Origin of the sequence: Peribacillus sp. NPDC097198 (assembly GCF_044762055.1) — a bacterium.
GTDB lineage: Bacteria > Bacillota > Bacilli > Bacillales > DSM-1321 > Peribacillus.
Window position 1 is genome coordinate 25,655 of the sequence record NZ_JBIWDO010000006.1, and the last position, 21,577, is coordinate 47,231.

The window sequence follows — 21,577 nt, forward strand, 5'->3', positions numbered from 1 at the left end:
TACCATGAGTGGAAGTGGAAAGAAAAATGAACGGCTATGCTGTTATTTAGTATTTCCCATTAACAAGCTTGCGTACGGCGAGTCGGATGGTAAAATGATAACCGTTTGATTACCGACCGTTTTTTTGTAAGACTCCAGCGTCCGGTATAGTTTATAAAACTCAGGATCCTTGGAGAATGATTTATTATATATCTTGGCTGATTCTCCTTCTCCTTCAGCACGGATGACTTCTGCATCAGCTTCCGCCGATGAAAGCATTTCCTTCACTTTTCGGTCAGTGTTTGCGATGGTCCGGTTTTTCTTCGCATCCCCTTTTGATAGATATTCCTGCGCTTTACTTTCCCGCTCGGATATCATCCGCTTATAGACCGACTCCTCATTTTCAGTAGGTAAATCCGTCCGTTTGATGCGAACATCTGTAAGACTGATTCCATAGTTGTCCTTCACTAACAGTTCATTGACCTTATCTGTGATGCGGTCGTTCAAGCTTCCCCTCGATGATTTCTCGTTGATGATTTCATCATAGTTCAGCTGCCCCAACTCTGAACGGACCGCAGAATAGATGAACTCTTCCATCCTTGTTTCGGCGTTTTCCAGTGTTCTCGCATTGGTGATCAATTTTTTCGGGTCTTCAATCCGCCAGACCGCATAATTATCGATCAACATCCTTTTTTTATCTCTTGTATTGATTTCTGCCTCGGATACATCGGAGCTCATTTGATACTTGGGCAAGGTCACAACGCTTTGAATGAATGGCACCTTGGCTTTCAGTCCTGGTGTTTTATCAATCCTAACCACTTCTCCAAATTGGCGGACGACTTTGTATTCCCCTTCTTTGACGATATACACATTAGTGAAGATGATAAGCATGAGGATGATAAAGATGATGAAGAATATCCCTATTTTCACATAACCTCTCCAATGAAAATCGCCCTTTTTTAGCTCATTGAAATCAATCACTTTTCCACTCATGGCTGGGTGCCCCCTTTCACTGCCGACTCTTCGTTATCCGGTGCTTTCGCTTCTTCTTCCTCAGGGACAGGCACCGTTTTCGTTTCTTCTTTTTCTAATGGGCGCAGCGGTAGATACTTCATTGTATTGCCATCATCATTCATGATATAAATATCCGCATTCGGCAATACCTGTTCAAGCGTCTCAATAATCAGACGGTCCCGGGTGATATCCTTATTGCCTTTATATTCACTATATAGTTTTTCAAATACTGCCACATCACCGCGGGCCGCTTCCGTACGGGCTGCTTTATCGCCGTTCGCTTTTGAAATAAGGGCATCTTTCTCCCCTTCCGCTTCATTAATCCTTTTGTTCTCGTATTTATTGGCTTCATTGATTTTCGTATTCGCCGTCTCCCTGGCATCCGTTACGTTCGTGAAAGCTTTACGCACTTCTTCGTTGGGCAGCTCGACATCCTGCAGTTTAACCGCGGAGATGGAAATGCCCACGTCATATTTCTTCATCAATTCCGACAGCAATTCACGAACATCCGCTTCAATTTTCGCCTTACCGGAAGTGAGGGCATCGTCGATTTTCGTACTTCCGATGATGCTCCTTAAAGACGCGGAAGTCGTATCATATAAAATCTTCTGTGGATCATCCGAATTGAAGAGATATTTAGGAGGGTCGGTAATTTTCCATTGCACCACCAAGTCAGCCAGTACAATATTCTCATCACCTGTTATCATCTTGGTCTCTCTCGGATACTCCTTCACTTTTCCTCCTTCTTCCTTATACCCGAATTGGAGGCTGAATGTTTCCTTGGATAGTTTATGGACCGATTGAATCGGCCAAGGTAATTTAAAATGAAGACCTGGCTCTGTTATCGTCTCCTCCACCTTACCAAACGTCATAATGACGGATTGATCTGATTCATCCACCGTATACCAAGTGGAAATGGCCACCACTCCAAGAATTAAAATAAGTAAAACAAGTCCCGTTATAGTATAAATCCTTTTCAAGCTTACGATATGTATCACCCCTTCAATTTGGTGTTATATCTTATTTACGCAAAGAAGGGCCCAAAGTTTCGTAAAATTGAAAATTTTTAGCAAATTAGAAATGACAACACAGAAAAAGGCAGGGACTAAAATGTCCCTGCCTTACTTAACTCCTTGGATGAGGGGTTGTCATCATTGTACCCCTCCATCATGAAGGTTGTATAAAGGAAGTGTAAAGTCTGTGTAAACTCTACCCATTCCCTTTCAATTTTTTATTCAATGTGACGGTGAAAGTCGTACCGGTACCCGGTTTACTCTCTACGTTAATTTTGCCTTTATGAACTTCCACGATATGTTTGACGATGGCAAGTCCGATCCCGGTACCACCTGAATCTCGGCTCCTTGCCTTGTCGATTCGATAAAATCGTTCAAAGATCCTTGGAAGCTCTTTCTCCTCAATGCCGATTCCGTTGTCCTGCACGATAACATCCACGGTTTGTTCCTTCTCCACAATCGTTACAGTCACAGTCCCTCCATTGGGTGTATAAGCCAAGGCATTGGTAATCAAGTTGATGAACACTTGTTTGATCCGATCCGATTCCCCTTCAATAACCACCGAATGGGAAGGCACTTTGACTTCGAGTGAGAGTTCTTTTTTTCGTAATTTACCCATGAGCATTTCCTGGATCTCTTTGAGGATGGTAGTCATATCTACCTTGTCCGTTTTCAGGACAAATTCCTGCTGTTCCATTTTGGATAAGTTAAGAAGCTCCTGAATGAGCTCTTGAAGCCGATCGCTTTCATTTAAAATGATCGATAAAAAGTGCTTTAGGGTTTTCTCATCCTTCCAGGCCCCATCCAGCAATGTTTCCGAAAAGCCTTTAATAGAAGTAATCGGTGTCCTCAATTCATGGGAGACATTGGCCACAAAATCCTTCCGCATCTGTTCCAGTCTTTTCAGTTCCGTGATGTCATGGAAAATAAGAAGGATTCCCTTCCATTCATCATAATCCCCGATGATGGGAGCTCCATAGATTTCGAAATGCTTACGTTTAAGGGAAAGAGGAATTTTCACCTGACGTTTTATCGTTTTTTCCGTCCTGAAAATCTCTTCGATTAGAGCTATGACTTCTTCATCCTTTATCACAGAATAATAGTCTTGATATAGGAAAGTATGTGAATCTACATCAAAGATTTTCTTGAATTCCCGGTTGATTAGGGTTGTATATCCCTTGCTGTCAATCAACAGCACACCACTCCCCATGTTTTCGACGAGTGTTTCCAAACGGTCCTGGTTCATTTCCCTCGCCATTTCGGTTTCTTGGAGGTTCCTTGCCAGGATATTCAACGAGTTCGTCAACATCCCCGTTTCATCTGAATGTTGCTCGAATTTTCGGGTACGGTAATTTCCTTTTGCCAGGTCAATCGCTGCCATTGTGGCCTCTTCAATCGGCCGTGTGTAATAGGAAGTGATTTTACTTGCCAGCATCAGGATGATGATCAGGGCTGCACCCAAGCAAATGACCAATATGCTCCACATTTGCCGGTTGACTTGTTGAATTGCCTCGATTTCATTACTATGGATGACAAATCCTTCAATCTCGCCATCCTTTTCAACGGCGCTCCAGTAATAATGAAGGTCCGAATCCCCCTCCACCACTTCATAGCCTTCACGCTGCTCCCCCGTTTTTTCAAGGGTGATTTTCCGAAGGACTTCTGCATGGCTATCAAGCAACTCATTTGAAGAGGACGAATCATATAAAACCTCTCCATCTGTCGAAAGAATGGTTAAGTTGGATTCAAGCAACGGCGTTAGTTTCGACGTTTTACCTTTTTCCAAAAAGGAGGTGATACCGCCATGCTCTTTAATATATGTAGAAATGAAAAACGTTTCATTTTGAATTCGTTCGTTGAATGTTTTAATATAATAGCTTTTGAAAAGATGGCCCAACAAAAAACCAACGGCCATCAGTACGACCATCACCAGCGTGATGAGGGTAAATAGCAGTTTCTTACGGTAGGTCGTCATTCTCTTTTAGGCTCCTCGAACTTGTAACCCAAGCCCCTTATCGTTTTGATATACAGAGGTTTCTTTGTGTCTGATTCAATTTTCTCCCTCAGATGGCTGATATGGACATCTACGATACGAGAATCTCCGGCAAAATCATAATTCCACACCGTGCTCAATAATTGATCCCTCGTTAACACTCTTCCTTTATTCTTCACGAGGTATAAAAGTAATTCAAATTCCTTTGGAGTCAATTCTAGTTGATTCTCCTCGAAATAGGCTTCATAGCGTTCAGGGAAGATCTTCAAGTCGCCTATTTTCAGTGAATCATTCTCTGGATCATCATTATTTTCAGTACTATTAGAATGCTGTGATCTTCTTAGTATCGCTTTAATCCGGGCAACTACCTCACGTGGGCTAAAGGGCTTCGTTAAGTAATCATCTGCTCCTAATTCCAGGCCAAGCACCTTATCAAATTCATCATCTTTAGCTGTTAACATCAAAATCGGGATATTTATTTTCTGTTGGCGAAGCTGTTTACACACTTCAAGCCCATCCAATTTGGGTAGCATTAAATCCAATACGACCAAATCAGGACAAAGCTCAACAGCTGCCTGTAAACCTTCTTCCCCGTCCAATGCTGTAATTACAGAGTAACCAGCCTGCTCTAAATTGTATTGAAGTAAGGTAACAATTGATTGTTCATCATCCACTACGAGAATTTTCTTTGACATTAGATCCTCCTGAATTATGTATTACCCCTAAGACATGCTTTTGTCTACTCATCCAATTCTATTATAAAGAATATTATCTGTAATTCACACTTAAAATTCTCTCGTCCTCCCAAAATCACCAATTCCTTTTACTGCCTCAAGTAAGGTAAGGACGAAAAATCCGGACCGATACATAAAAAGACCACCTGATAGGTGAAAGGAACACAAGCATTCCTGTCACGTTTCGGGCAGTCTTGTTATGAAACGGATGAGTTATCGTAAGATTTTCATGACTGCTTTAACGGAATCGACTGATTTCGAAAGGGCAGCTTTTTCAGATTCCGTCAATTCAAGTTCGATGATTCGTTCAATTCCATTGGCACCTAAGACCGTAGGCACACCAAGGTAGATTCCTTCGAATCCATATTCACCTTCAAGGTAGGCGATTGATGGAAGAACGCGATGTTGGTCTTTCAGGATTGCTTCCGCCATTTCCACAAGGGATGCCGCAGGTGCGTAATAGGCACTACCATTGCCAAGTAGGTTGACGATTTCCCCGCCGCCAGTACGAGTACGGGCAACGATTGTGTCTAGACGTTCTTGGGGTATTAATGTTTCCAAAGGAATGCCTCCGGCGTATGAGTAACGTACTAAAGGCACCATGTCGTCACCATGCCCACCCAGGACGAAACCGGTTACGTCCTTAACCGACATATTCAATTCTTGAGCGACGAACGTACGGAAACGGGCAGTATCAAGCACGCCCGATTGTCCGATTACTCGTTCTTTTGGAAAACCCGATTCTTTGTAAACCGTATAAGTCATTGCATCTACTGGATTGGTTAAAACGATGATGGTTGTATGTGGAGAGTATTTGACCACTTCTTTCGTTACAGCTTTCATGACTTTTTGGTTCGTCTGAACTAAATCATCACGGCTCATGCCTGGTTTGCGGGCGATCCCGGCAGTGATGATGACGACGTCTGAGTCTGCTGTATCTGAGTAGTCGGAAGTGCCGATGATAGAGGCGTCAAATCCTAGGACAGGACCTGCTTCAGCCATATCAAGTGCCTTACCTTTTGTAGGGTTTTCTGATTGTGGAATATCAACTAAAACGATGTCACCGAGTTCTTTTTGAGCGGCAAGGAATGCTGCGGTAGCTCCAGTGAATCCTGCACCAACTACTGTAATCTTTTTACGTGTAGACATGTTAATTCCTCCTTAAAATATGCAAATATTTCGGAATACTTTTAACAGCTGTATACATAATTATACGCCTCCCGGAAAAGGAGCTGAAGTCAGCTCTTTTCCTGAAGGCGTCATTAGTAAAAATTAAAGGTTTTTGATTAGCTCGTCAGCGAACTCAGAACATTTAACTTCTTTTGCACCTTCCATTAGGCGGGCAAAGTCGTATGTAACAACTTTAGAAGCGATTGTTTGTTCTACTGATTTAGTGATGCTGTCCGCAGCTTCATTCCATCCAAGGTGTTCAAGTAAAAGAACGCCTGAAAGAAGAACTGAAGATGGGTTAACTTTGTCAAGACCAGCATATTTAGGAGCAGTACCGTGAGTTGCTTCGAAAATAGCATGTCCAGTTTCGTAGTTGATGTTAGCTCCTGGAGCAATACCAATTCCGCCAACTTGAGCAGCTAGTGCATCAGAGATGTAATCTCCGTTTAAGTTCATTGTTGCAACAACGTCAAACTCTCTTGGACGAGTTAGGATTTGTTGTAAGAAGATATCGGCAATAGAATCTTTAACGATGATTTTGCCTTCAGCTTCTGCAGCAGATTGTGCTTTGTTAGCAGCTTCTGTTCCTTCAGCTTCTTTGATTTGATCATATTGGTTCCAAGTGAACACTTTGTCAGCGAATTCAGTTTCTGCAACTTCATAACCCCAAGTTTTGAATGCGCCTTCCGTGAACTTCATGATATTACCTTTATGAACAAGTGTTAATGATTTACGGCCTTCTTTGATTGCATAGTTAAGTGCAGCGCGAACAAGACGTTTTGTACCTTCTTCAGAAATTGGCTTGATACCAATACCAGAAGTTTCAGGGAAACGGATGTTTTTAACACCGAACTCAGTTTGCAAGAAGTCGATAAGTTTTTTCGCTTGGTCAGAACCTTTAGCATATTCGATACCAGCATAGATATCTTCAGTGTTTTCACGGAAGATAACCATATCAGTGTCTTCAGGACGTTTTACTGGAGAAGGTACACCTTCGAAGTAACGTACTGGGCGTAGACATACGAATAAGTCTAATACTTGGCGTAATGCTACGTTCAATGAACGGATACCGCCACCGATTGGAGTTGTAAGTGGTCCTTTAATAGCGATTAGATATTCGTTGATGACATCAAGAGTTTCTTGTGGAAGCCATTCGCCTGTTTGGTCAAATGCTTTTTGTCCAGCTAAAACTTCTTTCCATTCGATTTTCTTTTCGCCATTGTATGCTTTTTCTACAGCTGCGTCTAAAACGCGTACTGCTGCTGCCCAGATATCAGGACCGATTCCGTCACCTTCAATGAAAGGAACGATTGGATTGTTTGGTACGTTAAGAACACCGTTAGTAACTGTGATTTTTTGGCTTTGTGTCATGTCTCTTTACCTCCGATTCAAATTCAAAGGCTAGTTGGTCTGCCTTATAATTCTTGGCAGAACCACTAACCTCGTTTACTCACATCTTTTAATTTACTACAAATCCGATGAAATTAAATATAAATTTTGAAAAAACTTTTATTTATTCAAAAATTTTATCGATTTTCAATTGGAATGTACTTTTGCATACCTGGTCCAACATACTCTGCACGTGGACGGATAAGGCGGTTGTTTGAATATTGCTCAAGGATATGAGCGATCCAACCTGATGCACGGCTAACAGCAAAGACTGGTGTGAATAGGTCATGCTCGATACCTAGGCTGTGGTATACAGAAGCTGAATAGAAATCTACGTTTGGCGGAAGATTTTTTTGACCAGTCACGATTTCGTGAATTTTAGTCGACATTTCATAATATTGAGGCTGACCAGTAAGCTCAGTCAATTTTTTAGACATTTCTTTAAGGTGTTTAGCACGTGGGTCACCTTTACGGTATACACGGTGGCCAAAGCCCATGATTTTTTCTTTGTTAGCTAGTTTTTCGTTGATATAAGGCTCAACGTTTTCTACTGAACCGATTTCTGTAAGCATTTTCATAACTTGTTCGTTAGCTCCGCCATGAAGTGGGCCTTTTAATGCGCCAATGGCAGATGTAACGCCAGAATAGATATCAGAAAGAGTAGCAACGCAAACGCGTGCAGTGAAAGTAGAAGCGTTTAATTCATGGTCAGCATGTAGAACCAATGCTTTGTTGAATGCTTCTTCTTCGATTGCAGTTGGCTCGTTACCACTTAACATATATAAGAAGTTAGCAGCGAAGCTTAGATCTTTACGTGGTGCAACCGCTTCCTTACCTTGACGGGTACGGGCGAAAGTTGTTACCAACGTTGGGATTTTAGCTTGGATGCGAATGGCTTTACGATAGTTAGCTTCTTCACTCATTACGTCAGCTTCTTCATCATATAGACCAAGAAGTGATACCGCTGTGCGAAGAGCACCCATTGGATGTACTTTATCTATTGGGTATGTTTTGAAATGATTAACAACTTCTGCAGGAAGTTCTGCGTTTTCAGCTAGTTGTTTAGTTAATTCAGCTAATTGGCTTTTGTTTGGAAGAGCTCCATGCCATAAAAGATAGATTACTTCCTCAAAAGTGGCATTTGTAGCTAAATCATCGATATCGTACCCAACGTAAGTTAGTGTATCGTCGATAATCGAGCTTACGGATGAAGTGGTTGCTACCACACCTTCTAGACCTTTTGTTGCTGTCATATAAAATCTCTCCTTTTTCTAAAATTCCCCTATATCCTTGCTCATTACGTATAAATATAGCGCTTCCAAGAGTAAGCTATCCTACCCAACCATCTATTTTTTAGCTGAAGACATGCGTCACCCATCGATAAGTATTCACTGATGTGAATGCCAATCAAAGGAGCATGCACGACCTTTTACAATCGCTTATACGAATTCTAAAAATTAATGCTTGTAGCTTCGCTTCCTAGTGAGCGCTTGCTCAAATAACTACACTCTTTTTTTAGATCATCAGAAACTACTATTTCTAAATCCTAATATAATGACTCGGAGTAGTTACAACATTATTATAAACAATAATCACTTTTTTGGGAATGAAAAGCGCTTAAAATATGAAAAAATTATTATTTCATTAGAAAAATCTCTATTCCTAATCCACCTTTTTTTTCAGCTTTTTCCACCACATTCTTACAAAAAAATGAAATGAAGCAGAATAAATCTAACATAGAAAAGAAAAAAAGATTCCAGAAAAATTAAACAATTACTATTCATTCCCTGTGTCAATTATTTAAAAAAATCAAAAATCTGCATGCATAAATAAGCAATTCCAGCACCGATCAACGGACCTACAGCCACACCTTTAAATAATGCGACGGCTAGAATCGTCCCAAAAACCAATGCGGTTGTAATATGTGGATCGTGAGAAAGCAAGGTAATTCCATTTTTCGCAATCAAGGCAACAGCTATACCAGAAGCCAGCGCAATCCATGCATAGGGCGATTTAATCGCATCCCCCAGTTCCTTGAAGCCAATCGCTCCATTAGCAATAGGGATGAGCACTGCAATCGTAATGATCGTAACGCCTAGGTTGATTCCCTTTGCTTCTAAATAAGGGAACACTTTGGCATCAAGACCAATGATTTTCATGAGTAAAAGAAAACCTGCTGCGGCAATAAGGGATGTGTTTTTCCCAAACCAACCGATTGCCGCAAGTAAAATTAAAAACACGACCGGGCCGTTTATCACTTCTCCTCCTCCTCTTTCCTTTTTGTTATTTTAACATAACAAACCGCCTGTTTACCTTTGTCAAAACCCATGGTATTTATTTGGCTACCAATAGAAATAGTTCAGATTGGATCCAAAAGGAACTTTCCTTTCTTTACCATTGTCGTTACAATTATAATACAATGCAGCCGTTAGAAGGAGGGAATGTCTTGAATCCTGTTTACATCTACCGTTTCATTCGTTTCATATCAGTCATCGGAATCATCATTTTGGGCGGGATCGCCTTATTTTATTTATCTAAGTATACGTATCCATTCATTATTGCCATGATCATTGCTTTCTTGATGAACCCCCTTGTGACTTTCTTCGAAAAGAAAGCTCACTTGCCACGAGGACTTGCTGTATTTGTCTCCCTATTACTCATTTTCCTTATTTTTGCCGGACTCATTACCCTATTAGTTACCGAAATCATATCAGGTACTAATTACCTTGCGGGTGTGATACCGGAACATATCGAAACCATCGTAGATTACATAGAAACGCTCATTGCCACCAAGATCATTCCCCTATATAACCAAACCACAGCCATGTTCAATACATTAGATCAAGATCAGCAGGACACCATCCTAAAGAACATCCAAAATATTGGTGAATCCATCACTACCGGGGTCAGCGGTTTCATTCAGGCATTCCTGAAAAACATCCCCGCCATCATCGGCTGGTTTCCAACGACGGTGACAGCACTACTCTTTACCCTACTGGGCACTTTCTTCATCAGCAAAGACTATGACCGTTTCGGACGAATGACGGGAAATGTATTGCCAAATAAACTATTTTCCGGGGCCAAACGTTTATTCCGTGATTTAAAACGAGCATTATTCGGATTCATTCGCGCTCAATTCACTCTAGTTTCATTAACGACCGTTACCATTTTAATCGGATTTCTTATATTAGGGGTCAAGTATTCGATTACCATCGCTTTAATTTGCGGCTTAGTCGATATCATTCCTTATTTGGGTACAGGGACCATCTTCATTCCATGGATCATCTTCGAATTCATCTCTGGGAATACCAGTCTTGCCATCGGGCTGTCTGTGCTTTACATCATCGTTGTTGTCCAGCGCCAACTAATTGAACCAAAAGTTCTTTCTTCTAGTATTGGCTTGGATCCACTTGCTACTCTCATCGCCTTATTCATTGGTTTTAAATTAATCGGGTTTCTTGGATTGATCGCCGGGCCAGTAGCCCTAGTCATATTCAATACCCTTCAACGTGCTCATGTCTTTCAAGCCATTTGGTCGTACATCATGGGACCGGATACGAAAAAACCTACTCCAAACAAATTTCTTTAGAATCAAAGAAAAATCCGCCCGATATTCGGGGCGGATTTTTTCTATCTATCTCTTATTTTGAAGTTTCGAATTGTTCAGCTTCAGTAGAACCAGCAAGTGCTGTTGTAGAAGAAGTTCCACCAGATACAACCTGTGCCACTTCATCGAAGTATCCAGTTCCAACCTCGCGTTGGTGACGAGTTGCCGTATAGCCGTCCCCTTCACTAGCGAATTCTGCTTGTTGAAGTTCTGAGTATGCTGCCATTCCACGGTCTTTGTATCCAAGAGCAAGGTTAAACATGCTATGGTTCAATGAATGGAATCCAGCAAGTGTAACGAATTGGAATTTGTAACCCAGTTTCCCTAATTCGACTTGGTAGCTCGCAATTTCCTCATCACTCAATTTCGCTTTCCAGTTAAACGATGGCGAGCAATTGTATGCTAGTAGTTTTCCTGGGAACTCAGCATGAATCGCTTCGGCAAAACGACGGGCATCTGCAAGGTTTGGCTCGGACGTTTCACACCAGATAAGGTCAGCGTATGGTGCATAAGCCAGGCCACGAGCAATCGCTTGGTCAAGTCCCGCTTTCGTGCGGTAGAATCCTTCTGGAGTACGTTCGCCTGTGATGAATGGGGCATCGACTGGATCGATATCATCCGTGATCAAGTCAGCGGCGTCAGCATCCGTGCGAGCAATCAATATAGTCGGTGTTCCCATTACGTCTGCAGCCAAGCGGGCAGAAATCAGGTTACGTACGGCAATTTGTGTTGGAAGAAGCACTTTCCCACCTAAATGGCCACATTTTTTCTCGGAGGAAAGCTGATCTTCAAAGTGAACACCGGCAGCTCCAGCTTCGATCATCCCTTTCATTAGTTCGAAAACATTAAGGGCTCCACCAAAACCTGCTTCCGCATCAGCTACGATAGGGGCAAACCAATCGATATCGTCTTTTCCTTCAGCAAAGCTGATTTGATCGGCCCGTTGCAGTGTTTGATTGATGCGTTTAACGACTTGTGGTACAGAGTTTGCTGGGTATAAGCTTTGATCCGGGTACATCTGGCCAGCGATATTCGCATCTGCAGCCACTTGCCAACCACTTAGATAGATGGCCTTTAAACCCGCTTTTACTTGTTGCATCGCTTGATTACCAGTCAATGCTCCTAGTGCATTGATGAAATCTTCTTGTTTCAGGAGATTCCATAGTTTTTCAGCTCCCCGACGCGCTAAGGTTTGCTCGATGTCAATGGACCCTCTTAATTTGATAACTTCCTCAGCTGTATACGTGCGTTTAATTCCATTCCATCTTGAATCAGTTTCCCAGCTTTGTTGTAATTGCTCTACTCTTTCGTTCGTCATTATATTTTCCCCCTAATAGTTTATAGTACGTTCATAATTAATAGAATATTAAGATAATTTTTCGTATGCTGGATTCGTTAAGAAATCAGCGAAGTCTTCAGCCACAATCAATTCTTCGAATAGTTTAGTAGATTCTTCAAATTTCCCTGTTTTGAAAGCTTCTTCACCAATCTCGGATTTAATGACTTCCAATTCTTCCTCTTTAATTTGATGGAATAATTCTTCCGTCACTTTCCTGCCATCTTCTAGTATGCCTTTAGGATGACGAATCCACTGCCACACTTGAGCGCGGGAAATTTCTGCTGTAGCGGCATCTTCCATCAAGTTATTGATAGGAGCCGCTCCTCTACCACATAACCAGGAAGCGATATACTGAATGCCGACGTTTATATTTGTCCGTAAGCCAGCCTCCGTAATGGATCCTTCTGGGACTTCCAGCAAATCTTTAGCCGTCACTTCTACATCTTCACGTTTGCGGTAAATTTGATTCGGTTTCGGAACAAGAAGGTCAAACACTTCTTTCGCAGTACTGACCATGCCTGGATGAGCGACCCATGTACCGTCATGCCCATCTCTCGCTTCACGTTCTTTATCCGCACGAACCTTCGCGAACGCCTCATCATTCTTGACCGGGTCATTCTTGACCGGAATTTGGGCAGCCATTCCACCGATTGCCGGAGCATTACGGGTGTGGCAAGTCTTGATTGCGAGAAGGGAGTAAGCTCTCATGTTCGGAACCGTCATTGTAACCTGTAATCGATCTGGGAAGATTACGTCCTCTGAGTGACGGAATTTCTTCAGGAAGCTGAAGATGTAATCCCAGCGACCGCAGTTTAGGCCTGCTGAGTGTTCTTTCAACTCATACAAGATTTCGTCCATTTCGAATGCTGCAAGAATCGTTTCGATTAGTACCGTCGCTCTAATTGTCCCCTGCGGAATTCTTAAATCATTCTGGGCATAGACAAAGATGTCATTCCATAATCTGGCTTCGAGATGACTTTCCATCTTCGGAAGATAGAAGTATGGACCGCTTCCATTTTCGATCAATGCTTTCACATTATGATAAAAGTAAAGTCCGAAGTCGAATATGCTGGCGGATATAGGCTGTCCATTTAATAGAACGTGTTTTTCTTCCAAGTGCCAGCCACGGGGTCTGATTTTCAAGACTGCCGTTTTTTCATTCAATCTATATACTTTACCGTTTGGATTTTCAAATGAGATGGTACCGCGGATGGCATCCCTCAAGTTCAGTTGCCCATCTATGCAATTTTCCCAAGTAGGCGAGTTGGCATCTTCAAAGTCTGCCATAAACACGCAAGCCCCTGAGTTTAATGCATTGATGATCATCTTACGATCAACCGGCCCTGTAATTTCAACCCTGCGGTCTTGCAAGTCCTTCGGGAGGGGAGCGATTGTCCAATCACCTTCACGGATATGTTTCGTTTCCTCCAGGAAATCAAGCTGCTTTCCTTGGTTTATTTCCTCTTGGACCGTTTTACGTCGCTCTAACAGTTCCCTTCTCCTTGCACCGAACTGCCGTTCAATCCGTTCAATGAATTGAAGCGCTTCCGTAGTAAGTATTTGTTCATATCCAGGCTTGATATCCCCTGTTATTTGTAAACCTTTTGCTTCAGTAATCATGTTGCTTTCCACATCCTTTCAAACTCTTATATGTTATAATACAGTTATTTTATTTCCTGTTTGTATTATATAACACGATGTATAAATTTGTCACCTACTTTTCCAACTTTTTTAAAAAAAGATATTAATTGACTATAGAAAGCCTGGTATATAGGCATTTCTATTAAAAAAATAATTGCAAAGATTCTGTTTTTTCCATTTCATTTTTTCTTCCTTGTCCACTTTTTGCATGAAACAGTTAAGATTTTGAGTGGCAAGATTTCCTTCATATGTGGAAGCATTTATGGGCTGAACGCAAAAAAAGGCTATCCACATTCTTATCTTTGTGGATAGCCTTTTTCTATTTATGTTGAATGATCGTTACTTTTCCTTTATTCATCCTGTTCATCATAATCCGAATAACAATTGGTTTTAGAAGATTACGGGTGGGTGGAAATACCAGGATCAATCCCAAGACATCCGAAATCAGTCCGGGTGATAGCAACAGAGCGGATCCGATGAAGATACAGATTCCATCGACGATTTCATTTCCAGGCATCATCCCTTGACGAACCTGACCCTGTGCCTTTTTCCATATTTCCATTCCTTGGCGTTTAGCCAAATAAGCTCCGATTAAACCAGTGGCTACAATTAGGAACAGCGTTGGCCAAAACCCAATCAGATTGCCAGATAATAAGAGGACAATAATCTCAATGATCGGCATCGCAATGATAAACAATAAAAAGTACTTCATTTACATTCCTCCTGCACAGCCCACTTCTGGTGCGGTACACCTATCTTACATCAACGATTGGATTTCATCCAAAATTTTGTTTTACAAAACTTTGGCATGACCATCATAAATGATTCCACGGCTGGCATCGACCGTTATTCTCTGTCCATCCTTAAAGGCCTTTGTCGCATTATCAGCCCCGACAATGACAGGAATGCCTAAGGTAACGCCGACAACTGCCGCATGGCTAGTCAAACCGCCTTCTTCAGTAATCAATGCGGCACACTTTTCTATTGCCGGCATCATTTCACGATCCGAACCGATTGTAACCAAAACAGATCCTTCTTGTACTTTTTCTAAGGCTTCCTTGGCATTCTTGGCAACGACCACTTCACCCTTCGCTGTTTTCCTACCGATTCCTTGAGCCTTCAATAGAACCTCTCCTAACACATGAATTTTCATCAAGTTAGTCGTCCCTATTTCACCTACAGGCACACCAGCGGTAATCACCACTAAGTCCCCATGGGAAACGATTCCGGATTCCAGGCTTTGGTCTATCGCTGTTTGGAGCATATCATCTGTCGTCTCTGCTTTAGGCCCCATCTGCGGATAAACGCCCCAGACCAATGCAAGCCGTCTGGATACATCTTCATTAGAGGTAACGGCAATGATAGGCGCTTTTGGACGATACTTAGAAATCATCCGTGCTGTATGACCACTTTCAGTCGGTGTGATGATTGCACCTGCATTAAGGTTAAGCGCAGTATGTGCAACGGATTCCCCAATGGCATCTGTCACATTATGTCGATCCGACTTACTATTCCTTGTAAGGATATCCCGATAATTAAGCGCTGTTTCTGCACGTGAAGCAATATTATGCATAGTCTGAACGGCTTCGACTGGGTAAGTTCCCGCAGCTGTTTCACCAGAAAGCATGATGGCATCCGTTCCATCGAAAATCGCATTCGCCACATCACTTGCCTCAGCTCGTGTCGGACGTGGATTACGCTGCATCGAATCAAGCATTTGTGTAGCGGTAATGACCGGTTTGCCTGCATTGTTACATTTCTTGATCATATCTTTTTGAACAAGTGGCACTTCTTCCGCAGGGATTTCAACACCTAAATCACCACGCGCAACCATCAAACCATCAGCTACTTCTAAAATTTCATCGAGACGGTCCACGCCTTCCTGGTTTTCAATTTTAGGGATGATTTGAATATGCTCTGCTTTATTTTGTTGCAACAATTCCCGGACTTCCAGTACATCCGACGCCCTGCGGACGAAAGAAGCGGCCACGAAATCGATTCCTTGTTCGATACCGAAAAGGATGTCCTTTTCATCTTTTTCCGTGATCCCTGGCAAGTTTACGGAAACGCCAGGAACGTTGACGCCTTTTTTATTTTTCAATGTACCGCTGTTTAGGATTTTCGTATGAATTTCTTTTTTTGTTTCATCAATTGCTAACACTTCAAGACCAATCAAGCCATCGTCCAGCAAAATTCTAGATCCAGCTTGTACATCATATAGAAGCCCTTCATAGGTAATGGAGAATTTCTCTGGTGTCCCCAAAACTTCTTGCATCGAAATCGTTACTTCTTTACCTGCCGTCAACTCAATCGAGTCATTCTCCATGTTATTCGTCCGTATTTCAGGACCTTTTGTATCAAGCAAGATAGCGACCTGTTTCCCCGTTTTCTCTGATGCTTCTCTTATGTTGCGAATTCTTGCAGCATGTTCCTCATGATTACCGTGGGAAAAATTAAGACGTGCTACATTCATCCCTGCCTCGATTAATTGAGCCAATTTTTCTACACTTTCACTAGCTGGCCCAATGGTACATACAATTTTAGTTTTGCGCATGGTGTCAACCTCCTAAAGAAACTCGTCTTCTACCGCCATATGACGGAGAGTGACGTAGTATTAAACATATTTTTTTCAATCATTTAAATAGACAATTCTTCTGATAGGTCATACATTTTCTTATCAATCGTGTGCTTCTTCGATAAGGCATCGATGATATCGTAATCAACCAGTTTATTTTCCTCAATGCCCACAGCCCTGCCACCTAAACCTTCAAGAAGCAATTCGACTGCGCGGGCGCCAAGCCTGCTTGCCAACACACGGTCAGACGCAGTAGGAGAGCCGCCACGTTGTACATGACCCAGAACCGTAACACGCGTTTCGAACCCTGCTTTCGCTTCTATCTGTTTGGAAATCTCCATGGCACTGCCTACACCTTCTGCCACAACGATGATACTATGCTTTTTCCCTCGTTCATGTCCCCGGTTTAGCTTCCCTATCATCTCTTCTATGTCGAAATCGTATTCCGGGCATAAGATGGTCTCAGCCCCTCCTGCAAGACCGGCCCAAAGAGCAATGTCCCCGGCGTTTCGGCCCATCACTTCAACCACATACGTCCGTTCGTGGGAAGTCGCTGTATCCCTGATTTTATCAATCGCATCGATGACCGTATTAAGGGCTGTATCAAAACCAATCGTAAAGTCCGTTCCCGGAATATCGTTATCGATCGTTCCAGGAACGCCAATGCAAGGAAAACCTCGTTCCGTCAATGCCTTCGCTCCAAGGTAAGACCCGTCACCGCCAATGATGACGATGCCCTCAATACCCACTTTTTTCAGTTGTTCGATTGCCTTTAACTGTCCCTCTTCCGTTTTGAATTCAGGACAGCGGGCAGTATGTAACATCGTGCCTCCGCGGTGTATGATATCCCCGACAGAACCAAGCTCAAGACGTCTTATGTCGCCATTGATCAACCCTTCATAGCCATGGTAGATGCCATAGACCTCCATTTCATGAAAAATCGCTTTCCGGACGACTGCCCGGACTGCAGCATTCATGCCTGGAGAATCCCCTCCACTTGTTAATACCCCTATTTTTTTCATTATGTTCACCTCTCCTACTGCGCTAATGACATAAAACTTTTCAATAACCTCATTGTACCCTTTTTTCACCTAAGATAAGCAAGGAACTCTTCTTACTGCTTAATCCAATGTATTAAGACTAACGTATTCTGAACAGAAATTGAAGTAAATTGCGTTAAAGATTGTTTTATTTCCCAAAATAGGAATCAATTTAGTCACCTGGGTATTTAAGTATCATATTAAGGTTGAAAAAACGTGTTGCCTGCCGGCAGCACGTTTTTTCTTGGCCATGTATTTATGAATGTTGTTTTACTTCCAGTACCGGTCCTTCTGGCTGTCCTTCAAATTCATATTCACCGATATTTTTAAATTTCATATAACGCTGATTGATCAGTTCCTCACTATTCAGGGAAAGAAGCTCATTGATTGATTGCTTCAATATATCCTTAATCGCTTTGGCTTGCTCCTCGGCATCGCGATGGGCCCCGCCTTTCACTTCAGGGATGATTTCATCAATGACTCCCAATCGGTTGAGGTCAGGAGCCGTGATTTTCATGGTTTCGGCTGCACGCTTGGCTTGGGAAGCATCCTTCCACAAGATAGCGGCTGCTCCTTCAGGAGAAATGACAGAATAGGTGGAGTTCTCCAGCATATAAATCCGATCCGCTACTCCTAGAGCCAAAGCACCACCACTTCCACCTTCACCAATGACAATACTGATAACAGGTACATTAAGTCCTGCCATTTCAAAAAGGTTTTTTGCGATGGCTTCACTCTGGCCACGCTCTTCCGCTGCTTTACCAGGGAAGGCACCCTTCGTATCTATGAAACAAATGATGGGGCGATTGAACTTTTCGGCCTGTTTCATCAGACGTAAAGCCTTTCGATAACCTTCAGGATGAGGCATACCAAAATTACGACGGATATTTTCCTTTGTATCCTTACCACGCTGATGGCCGATGATGGTCACAGCACGTCCATCAAATTCCCCGATGCCGGCTACGATGGCTTCATCATCACCATAGTATCGGTCACCATGGAATTCCATGAACTCATTAAATATAAGAGGGATATAATCAATTGTTGTCGGACGGGCTGGGTGACGAGCGATTTGCACGCGATCCCATGGCTTTAAGTTATTATAAATGTCCGTTTCCAACTTCTCGAGACGCTGTTCCAAGCTTTCAATTTCAGCTGTCAAATCAACATCTGCTCCCTTTGTTATTTCCCTTAGTTCTTTAATCTTGCTTCGAAGCTCTGTGACAGGGCGTTCAAATTCCAATTCGTAAATCATAACCATTCACCACCCGGGGCATGAATTTTCAGGATCGTTGTCAAGGTATCTTTCATTTCCGTCCGTTTAACCACAGCATCCAATTGGCCATGCTTCATCAAAAATTCAGCTGTTTGGAAATCTTCAGGAAGATCTTCATGGATCGTTTGTTCAATGATCCGTCTTCCAGCGAATCCTATCAGGGCACCAGGTTCTGCAAGGTTAATATCCCCAAGAGATGCAAAGCTGGCTGAAACGCCACCAGTTGTAGGATGGGTCATCATCGAAATGATCAATCCACCTTCATTGCTGAACATTTTAAGGGCAGCACTTGTTTTGGCCATTTGCATGAGGCTCAGAACACCTTCTTGCATTCGCGCCCCACCAGATGCGGTAAAAATGATGAACGGTATCTTCAATTCGCCGGCCCGTTCAATCGCCCGTGTGATTTTTTCCCCAACGACGGACCCCATACTTCCCATCCGGAAATTGGAATCCATGATGGCCGTTGATATTTGGAAACCATTTATGCTTCCTACCCCTGTAACCACTGCCTCATTAATTTTGGCCTTCACTTTATCCTTTTCCAGTTTTTCCAGATAATCCGGGAATTGAAGGGGGTTAACGGAAATCATTTCTTTATCAAATTCAGTGAAACTATTGGCGTCGAAAAGAAATTCTATGCGCTCATGAGAGGACATGGAATGATGGAACCCACAATGCAAACAGACTTTTACGTTTTTCACTAATTCTTTTGTATACATGATTTTTTTGCAACCTGGGCACTTCGTCATAATTCCTTCAGGTACATCCTGTTTTTCACGATCTAAAGGAACCGTTGCATATTTCTTCTTAGATTTTGCAAATAGCTCTTTAAGCAAGTCTAATCCTCCCTTTGCCACCAAACCTCTTTTTAAAGAAACTTTGGTCCAAACTATATCAGAAATATATTCAAAATCGTGTAAAATGCTGTCACTCTTCCTTCGACAAATTTCTGATTTTAGTAAGGTATGCTTCGATGGCTTTTTCTTCATCACGTTCAAGCAAATATGTAAGCAACAAAAGATAATCTTCTTTTTTCGTTTTTGTTTTGATTTGCTCTGATGCTCTAGCATAGCTGTTGACAATACGCCAAATTCTTTCAAGCAAACGATTGCGATTTAATATGGCGATCCTCAAGAAGAAATCATCATCATGGAATTCTTCTACCTTGACCCAGTCCATTAACGATTTAACCTCTTGGGCCGTGGCGAAGAAGGCCACGATCTTCAAACAATCGATTTCAATTAACCGTTTGGTCTCGGCTAAATCTTCTTGAACTTTTTTATCTTGCAAAAAAAAGGTTCCCAGAAGCTCGACTAACTTATGCTCCTGGAAATCCCTAATAAACGTTCCTTCACCACGTCTAGTTTCTATCAATCCTAAAAGCTCTAGTGCTCGCAATGCTTCACGGACAGATGAACGTCCAACATTCAGACGGTCGGATAACTCCCGTTCAGAAGGAATTTTATCGCCCGGTAAGAGGTTATCCGCTTCAATCATGCTCCGTAGGCTTTCCACAACATCGAGATAAATTTTGGTTGAAGAAGTACGTTCTGCCAAATTAGTTATTCCTCACTTTGTCCAATGTTTGCTAGTTTTCTTGTTTTTTCTTTAATTTGTTCTGGATCCGCGTGAATTCTTGCAACCCCGGTTTCCATAGCTGCCTTTGCCACGGCTGCAGCGACTGCAGGTGCAACTCTAGCATCAAAAGGTGCGGGAATAACATAGTCTTCATGAAGTTCATGCTCTTCTATTAAACCGGCAATCGCCTGTACAGCCGCCACCTTCATTTTTTCATTGATATGTGTGGCACGTACATCTAAAGCGCCTCGAAAGATTCCAGGGAAAGCCAGTACATTATTGACCTGGTTTGGGAAGTCAGAGCGACCTGTCCCCACCACTTTGGCACCCGCAGCTTTCGCTTCCTCCGGCATGATTTCAGGATTGGGATTAGCCATGGCGAAAATGATTGGATCTTCGTTCATGGAAGAAATCATATCCTTATTCAAAGCTCCCGCGGCAGACACACCGATGAATACGTCCGCTCCCTTGATAACAGTCGCAAGGTTTCCTTGAACCTTATCCCGGTTGGTTACTTTCGCTACTTGTTCTTTTATATCATTCATACCTAACGTACGCCCTTCATAGATGGCACCTTTCGTGTCACACATGATAATGTCACGCACTCCATAGCTATAAAGCAACTTTATGATGGCAATGCCTGCCGCTCCGGCACCACTGGCCACGACTTTAATTTCCGTTATCGATTTTCCTACAAGACGCAAAGCATTTACAAGACCGGCCACGGTTACAATTGCTGTACCGTGCTGATCATCATGAAATACAGGGATATTCATTTCTTTTTTTAATCGTTCTTCGATTTCAAAACAATTCGGTGCTGCAATATCTTCTAGGTTCACTCCGCCGAATGTCGGTTCGAGCAATTTGACGGTCTCTACAATCTTATCCACATCCGTCGTTTTTAAACAGATTGGAAATGAATCCACTCCCGCAAAACTCTTGAACAAGACAGCTTTGCCTTCCATGACAGGCAAGGCGGCTTCAGGACCGATATTGCCTAGGCCCAACACTGCCGTTCCATCAGAAATAACGGCTACCGTATTCCCTTTCATTGTATAGTCATAAACGGTTTCAGGTTTTTCGTAAATTTCCTTACATGGTTCGGCGACACCAGGAGAATAAGCCAAGCTTAAATCCACTGCATTCCTAACTGGTACTTTCGAAACGGTTTCTAATTTCCCTTGATTCAAGCGATGCATATGTAATGCTTCTTCTCTTAATGTCAT

18 protein-coding genes are annotated in these 21,577 nt (G+C 42.5%); 1 reads left to right on the forward strand and 17 read right to left on the reverse strand.

Annotated features, from left to right (window positions below; all coding sequences use genetic code 11):
• Nucleotides 1-42: 42 nt before the first annotated feature.
• The 8 genes from hflC to ACIQXQ_RS12075 form a co-directional block, all read right to left on the reverse strand.
• Entirely contained in the window at nt 43-972 is a 930-nt protein-coding gene (hflC, locus tag ACIQXQ_RS12040) for a protease modulator HflC (protein WP_402957709.1), read from the reverse strand.
• Nucleotides 969-1,982: an FtsH protease activity modulator HflK gene (hflK, locus tag ACIQXQ_RS12045; RefSeq protein ID WP_402958065.1), complete on the reverse strand. Its 1,014-nt coding sequence runs from the start codon at nt 1,980-1,982 to the stop codon at nt 969-971. Before hflK ends, hflC begins: the two co-directional genes overlap by 4 nt.
• A gap of 220 nt (nt 1,983-2,202) precedes the next feature.
• A complete protein-coding gene (gene pnpS / locus ACIQXQ_RS12050) occupies nt 2,203-3,981 on the reverse strand; it encodes a two-component system histidine kinase PnpS (protein WP_402957711.1) in 1,779 nt (592 codons plus the stop codon).
• A complete protein-coding gene (locus ACIQXQ_RS12055; RefSeq protein WP_402874401.1) occupies nt 3,978-4,694 on the reverse strand; it encodes a response regulator transcription factor in 717 nt (238 codons plus the stop codon). Before ACIQXQ_RS12055 ends, pnpS begins: the two co-directional genes overlap by 4 nt.
• Before the next feature lie 252 nt (nt 4,695-4,946).
• Nucleotides 4,947-5,882, reverse strand: a complete 936-nt coding sequence (gene mdh / locus ACIQXQ_RS12060; RefSeq protein ID WP_402957714.1) for a malate dehydrogenase — start codon at nt 5,880-5,882, stop codon at nt 4,947-4,949.
• 123 nt (nt 5,883-6,005) lie between these two features.
• Entirely contained in the window at nt 6,006-7,274 is a 1,269-nt protein-coding gene (gene icd, locus ACIQXQ_RS12065) for an NADP-dependent isocitrate dehydrogenase (protein WP_402874397.1), read from the reverse strand.
• A gap of 155 nt (nt 7,275-7,429) precedes the next feature.
• Nucleotides 7,430-8,545, reverse strand: a complete 1,116-nt coding sequence (gene citZ, locus ACIQXQ_RS12070; protein WP_402874394.1) for a citrate synthase — start codon at nt 8,543-8,545, stop codon at nt 7,430-7,432.
• Between the two features lie 543 nt (nt 8,546-9,088).
• Nucleotides 9,089-9,550: a DUF441 domain-containing protein gene (locus ACIQXQ_RS12075; RefSeq protein ID WP_402874391.1), complete on the reverse strand. Its 462-nt coding sequence runs from the start codon at nt 9,548-9,550 to the stop codon at nt 9,089-9,091.
• 188 nt (nt 9,551-9,738) lie between these two features.
• Here ACIQXQ_RS12075 and ytvI point away from each other — a divergent pair, with 188 nt between their 5' ends.
• On the forward strand, nt 9,739-10,881 hold the full coding sequence (ytvI, locus tag ACIQXQ_RS12080) for a sporulation integral membrane protein YtvI (protein WP_402957716.1): 1,143 nt from the start codon (nt 9,739-9,741) through the stop codon (nt 10,879-10,881).
• Nucleotides 10,882-10,933: 52 nt separating this feature from the next.
• On the opposite strand, the gene aceA is transcribed toward ytvI, so the two are convergent.
• From aceA to ystJ, 9 genes are all read right to left on the reverse strand, one after another.
• Nucleotides 10,934-12,217, reverse strand: a complete 1,284-nt coding sequence (gene aceA, locus ACIQXQ_RS12085; protein WP_402874385.1) for an isocitrate lyase — start codon at nt 12,215-12,217, stop codon at nt 10,934-10,936.
• 48 nt (nt 12,218-12,265) lie between these two features.
• Nucleotides 12,266-13,858, reverse strand: coding sequence for a malate synthase A (aceB, locus tag ACIQXQ_RS12090; RefSeq protein ID WP_402874382.1), 1,593 nt, complete (start codon nt 13,856-13,858; stop codon nt 12,266-12,268).
• A 340-nt stretch (nt 13,859-14,198) separates the two neighbouring features.
• Complete coding sequence (locus ACIQXQ_RS12095) at nt 14,199-14,591, reverse strand: FxsA family protein (RefSeq protein WP_402874380.1); 393 nt, start codon at nt 14,589-14,591, stop codon at nt 14,199-14,201.
• 81 nt (nt 14,592-14,672) lie between these two features.
• Nucleotides 14,673-16,433: a pyruvate kinase gene (gene pyk / locus ACIQXQ_RS12100; protein WP_402957718.1), complete on the reverse strand. Its 1,761-nt coding sequence runs from the start codon at nt 16,431-16,433 to the stop codon at nt 14,673-14,675.
• Between the two features lie 83 nt (nt 16,434-16,516).
• Nucleotides 16,517-17,476 carry a 6-phosphofructokinase gene (gene pfkA / locus ACIQXQ_RS12105; protein WP_402957721.1) on the reverse strand — a complete coding sequence of 320 codons (960 nt, stop codon included), beginning with the start codon at nt 17,474-17,476 and terminating at the stop codon, nt 16,517-16,519.
• A 274-nt stretch (nt 17,477-17,750) separates the two neighbouring features.
• Complete coding sequence (accA, locus tag ACIQXQ_RS12110; protein ID WP_402957724.1) at nt 17,751-18,749, reverse strand: acetyl-CoA carboxylase carboxyl transferase subunit alpha; 999 nt, start codon at nt 18,747-18,749, stop codon at nt 17,751-17,753.
• The gene (accD, locus tag ACIQXQ_RS12115) at nt 18,746-19,609 is read right to left on the reverse strand and encodes an acetyl-CoA carboxylase, carboxyltransferase subunit beta (protein WP_402874367.1); all 864 of its coding nucleotides are present in this window, start codon (nt 19,607-19,609) and stop codon (nt 18,746-18,748) included. The genes accA and accD overlap by 4 nt, the downstream gene beginning before the upstream one ends.
• A gap of 91 nt (nt 19,610-19,700) precedes the next feature.
• Nucleotides 19,701-20,330: a FadR/GntR family transcriptional regulator gene (locus ACIQXQ_RS12120; protein WP_402874365.1), complete on the reverse strand. Its 630-nt coding sequence runs from the start codon at nt 20,328-20,330 to the stop codon at nt 19,701-19,703.
• A gap of 5 nt (nt 20,331-20,335) precedes the next feature.
• Nucleotides 20,336-21,577 carry an NADP-dependent malic enzyme gene (gene ystJ / locus ACIQXQ_RS12125; protein WP_402874363.1) on the reverse strand — a complete coding sequence of 414 codons (1,242 nt, stop codon included), beginning with the start codon at nt 21,575-21,577 and terminating at the stop codon, nt 20,336-20,338.

Bases quoted from the DNA above. Each gene is read 5' to 3' on its own strand.
- pyk (WP_402957718.1), bottom strand. From the start codon at position 16,433: ATGCGCAAAACTAAAATTGTATGTACCATTGGGCCAGCTAGTGAAAGT.
- pfkA (WP_402957721.1), bottom strand. From the start codon at position 17,476: ATGAAAAAAATAGGGGTATTAACAAGTGGAGGGGATTCTCCAGGCATG.
- pnpS (WP_402957711.1), bottom strand. From the start codon at position 3,981: ATGACGACCTACCGTAAGAAACTGCTATTTACCCTCATCACGCTGGTG.
- mdh (WP_402957714.1), bottom strand. From the start codon at position 5,882: ATGTCTACACGTAAAAAGATTACAGTAGTTGGTGCAGGATTCACTGGA.
- accA (WP_402957724.1), bottom strand. From the start codon at position 18,749: ATGATTTACGAATTGGAATTTGAACGCCCTGTCACAGAGCTTCGAAGC.
- citZ (WP_402874394.1), bottom strand. From the start codon at position 8,545: ATGACAGCAACAAAAGGTCTAGAAGGTGTGGTAGCAACCACTTCATCC.
- ACIQXQ_RS12055 (WP_402874401.1), bottom strand. From the start codon at position 4,694: ATGTCAAAGAAAATTCTCGTAGTGGATGATGAACAATCAATTGTTACC.
- ACIQXQ_RS12095 (WP_402874380.1), bottom strand. From the start codon at position 14,591: ATGAAGTACTTTTTATTGTTTATCATTGCGATGCCGATCATTGAGATT.
- aceA (WP_402874385.1), bottom strand. From the start codon at position 12,217: ATGACGAACGAAAGAGTAGAGCAATTACAACAAAGCTGGGAAACTGAT.
- icd (WP_402874397.1), bottom strand. From the start codon at position 7,274: ATGACACAAAGCCAAAAAATCACAGTTACTAACGGTGTTCTTAACGTA.
- aceB (WP_402874382.1), bottom strand. From the start codon at position 13,858: ATGATTACTGAAGCAAAAGGTTTACAAATAACAGGGGATATCAAGCCT.
- ystJ (WP_402874363.1), bottom strand. From the start codon at position 21,577: ATGACATTAAGAGAAGAAGCATTACATATGCATCGCTTGAATCAAGGG.
- hflC (WP_402957709.1), bottom strand. From the start codon at position 972: ATGAGTGGAAAAGTGATTGATTTCAATGAGCTAAAAAAGGGCGATTTT.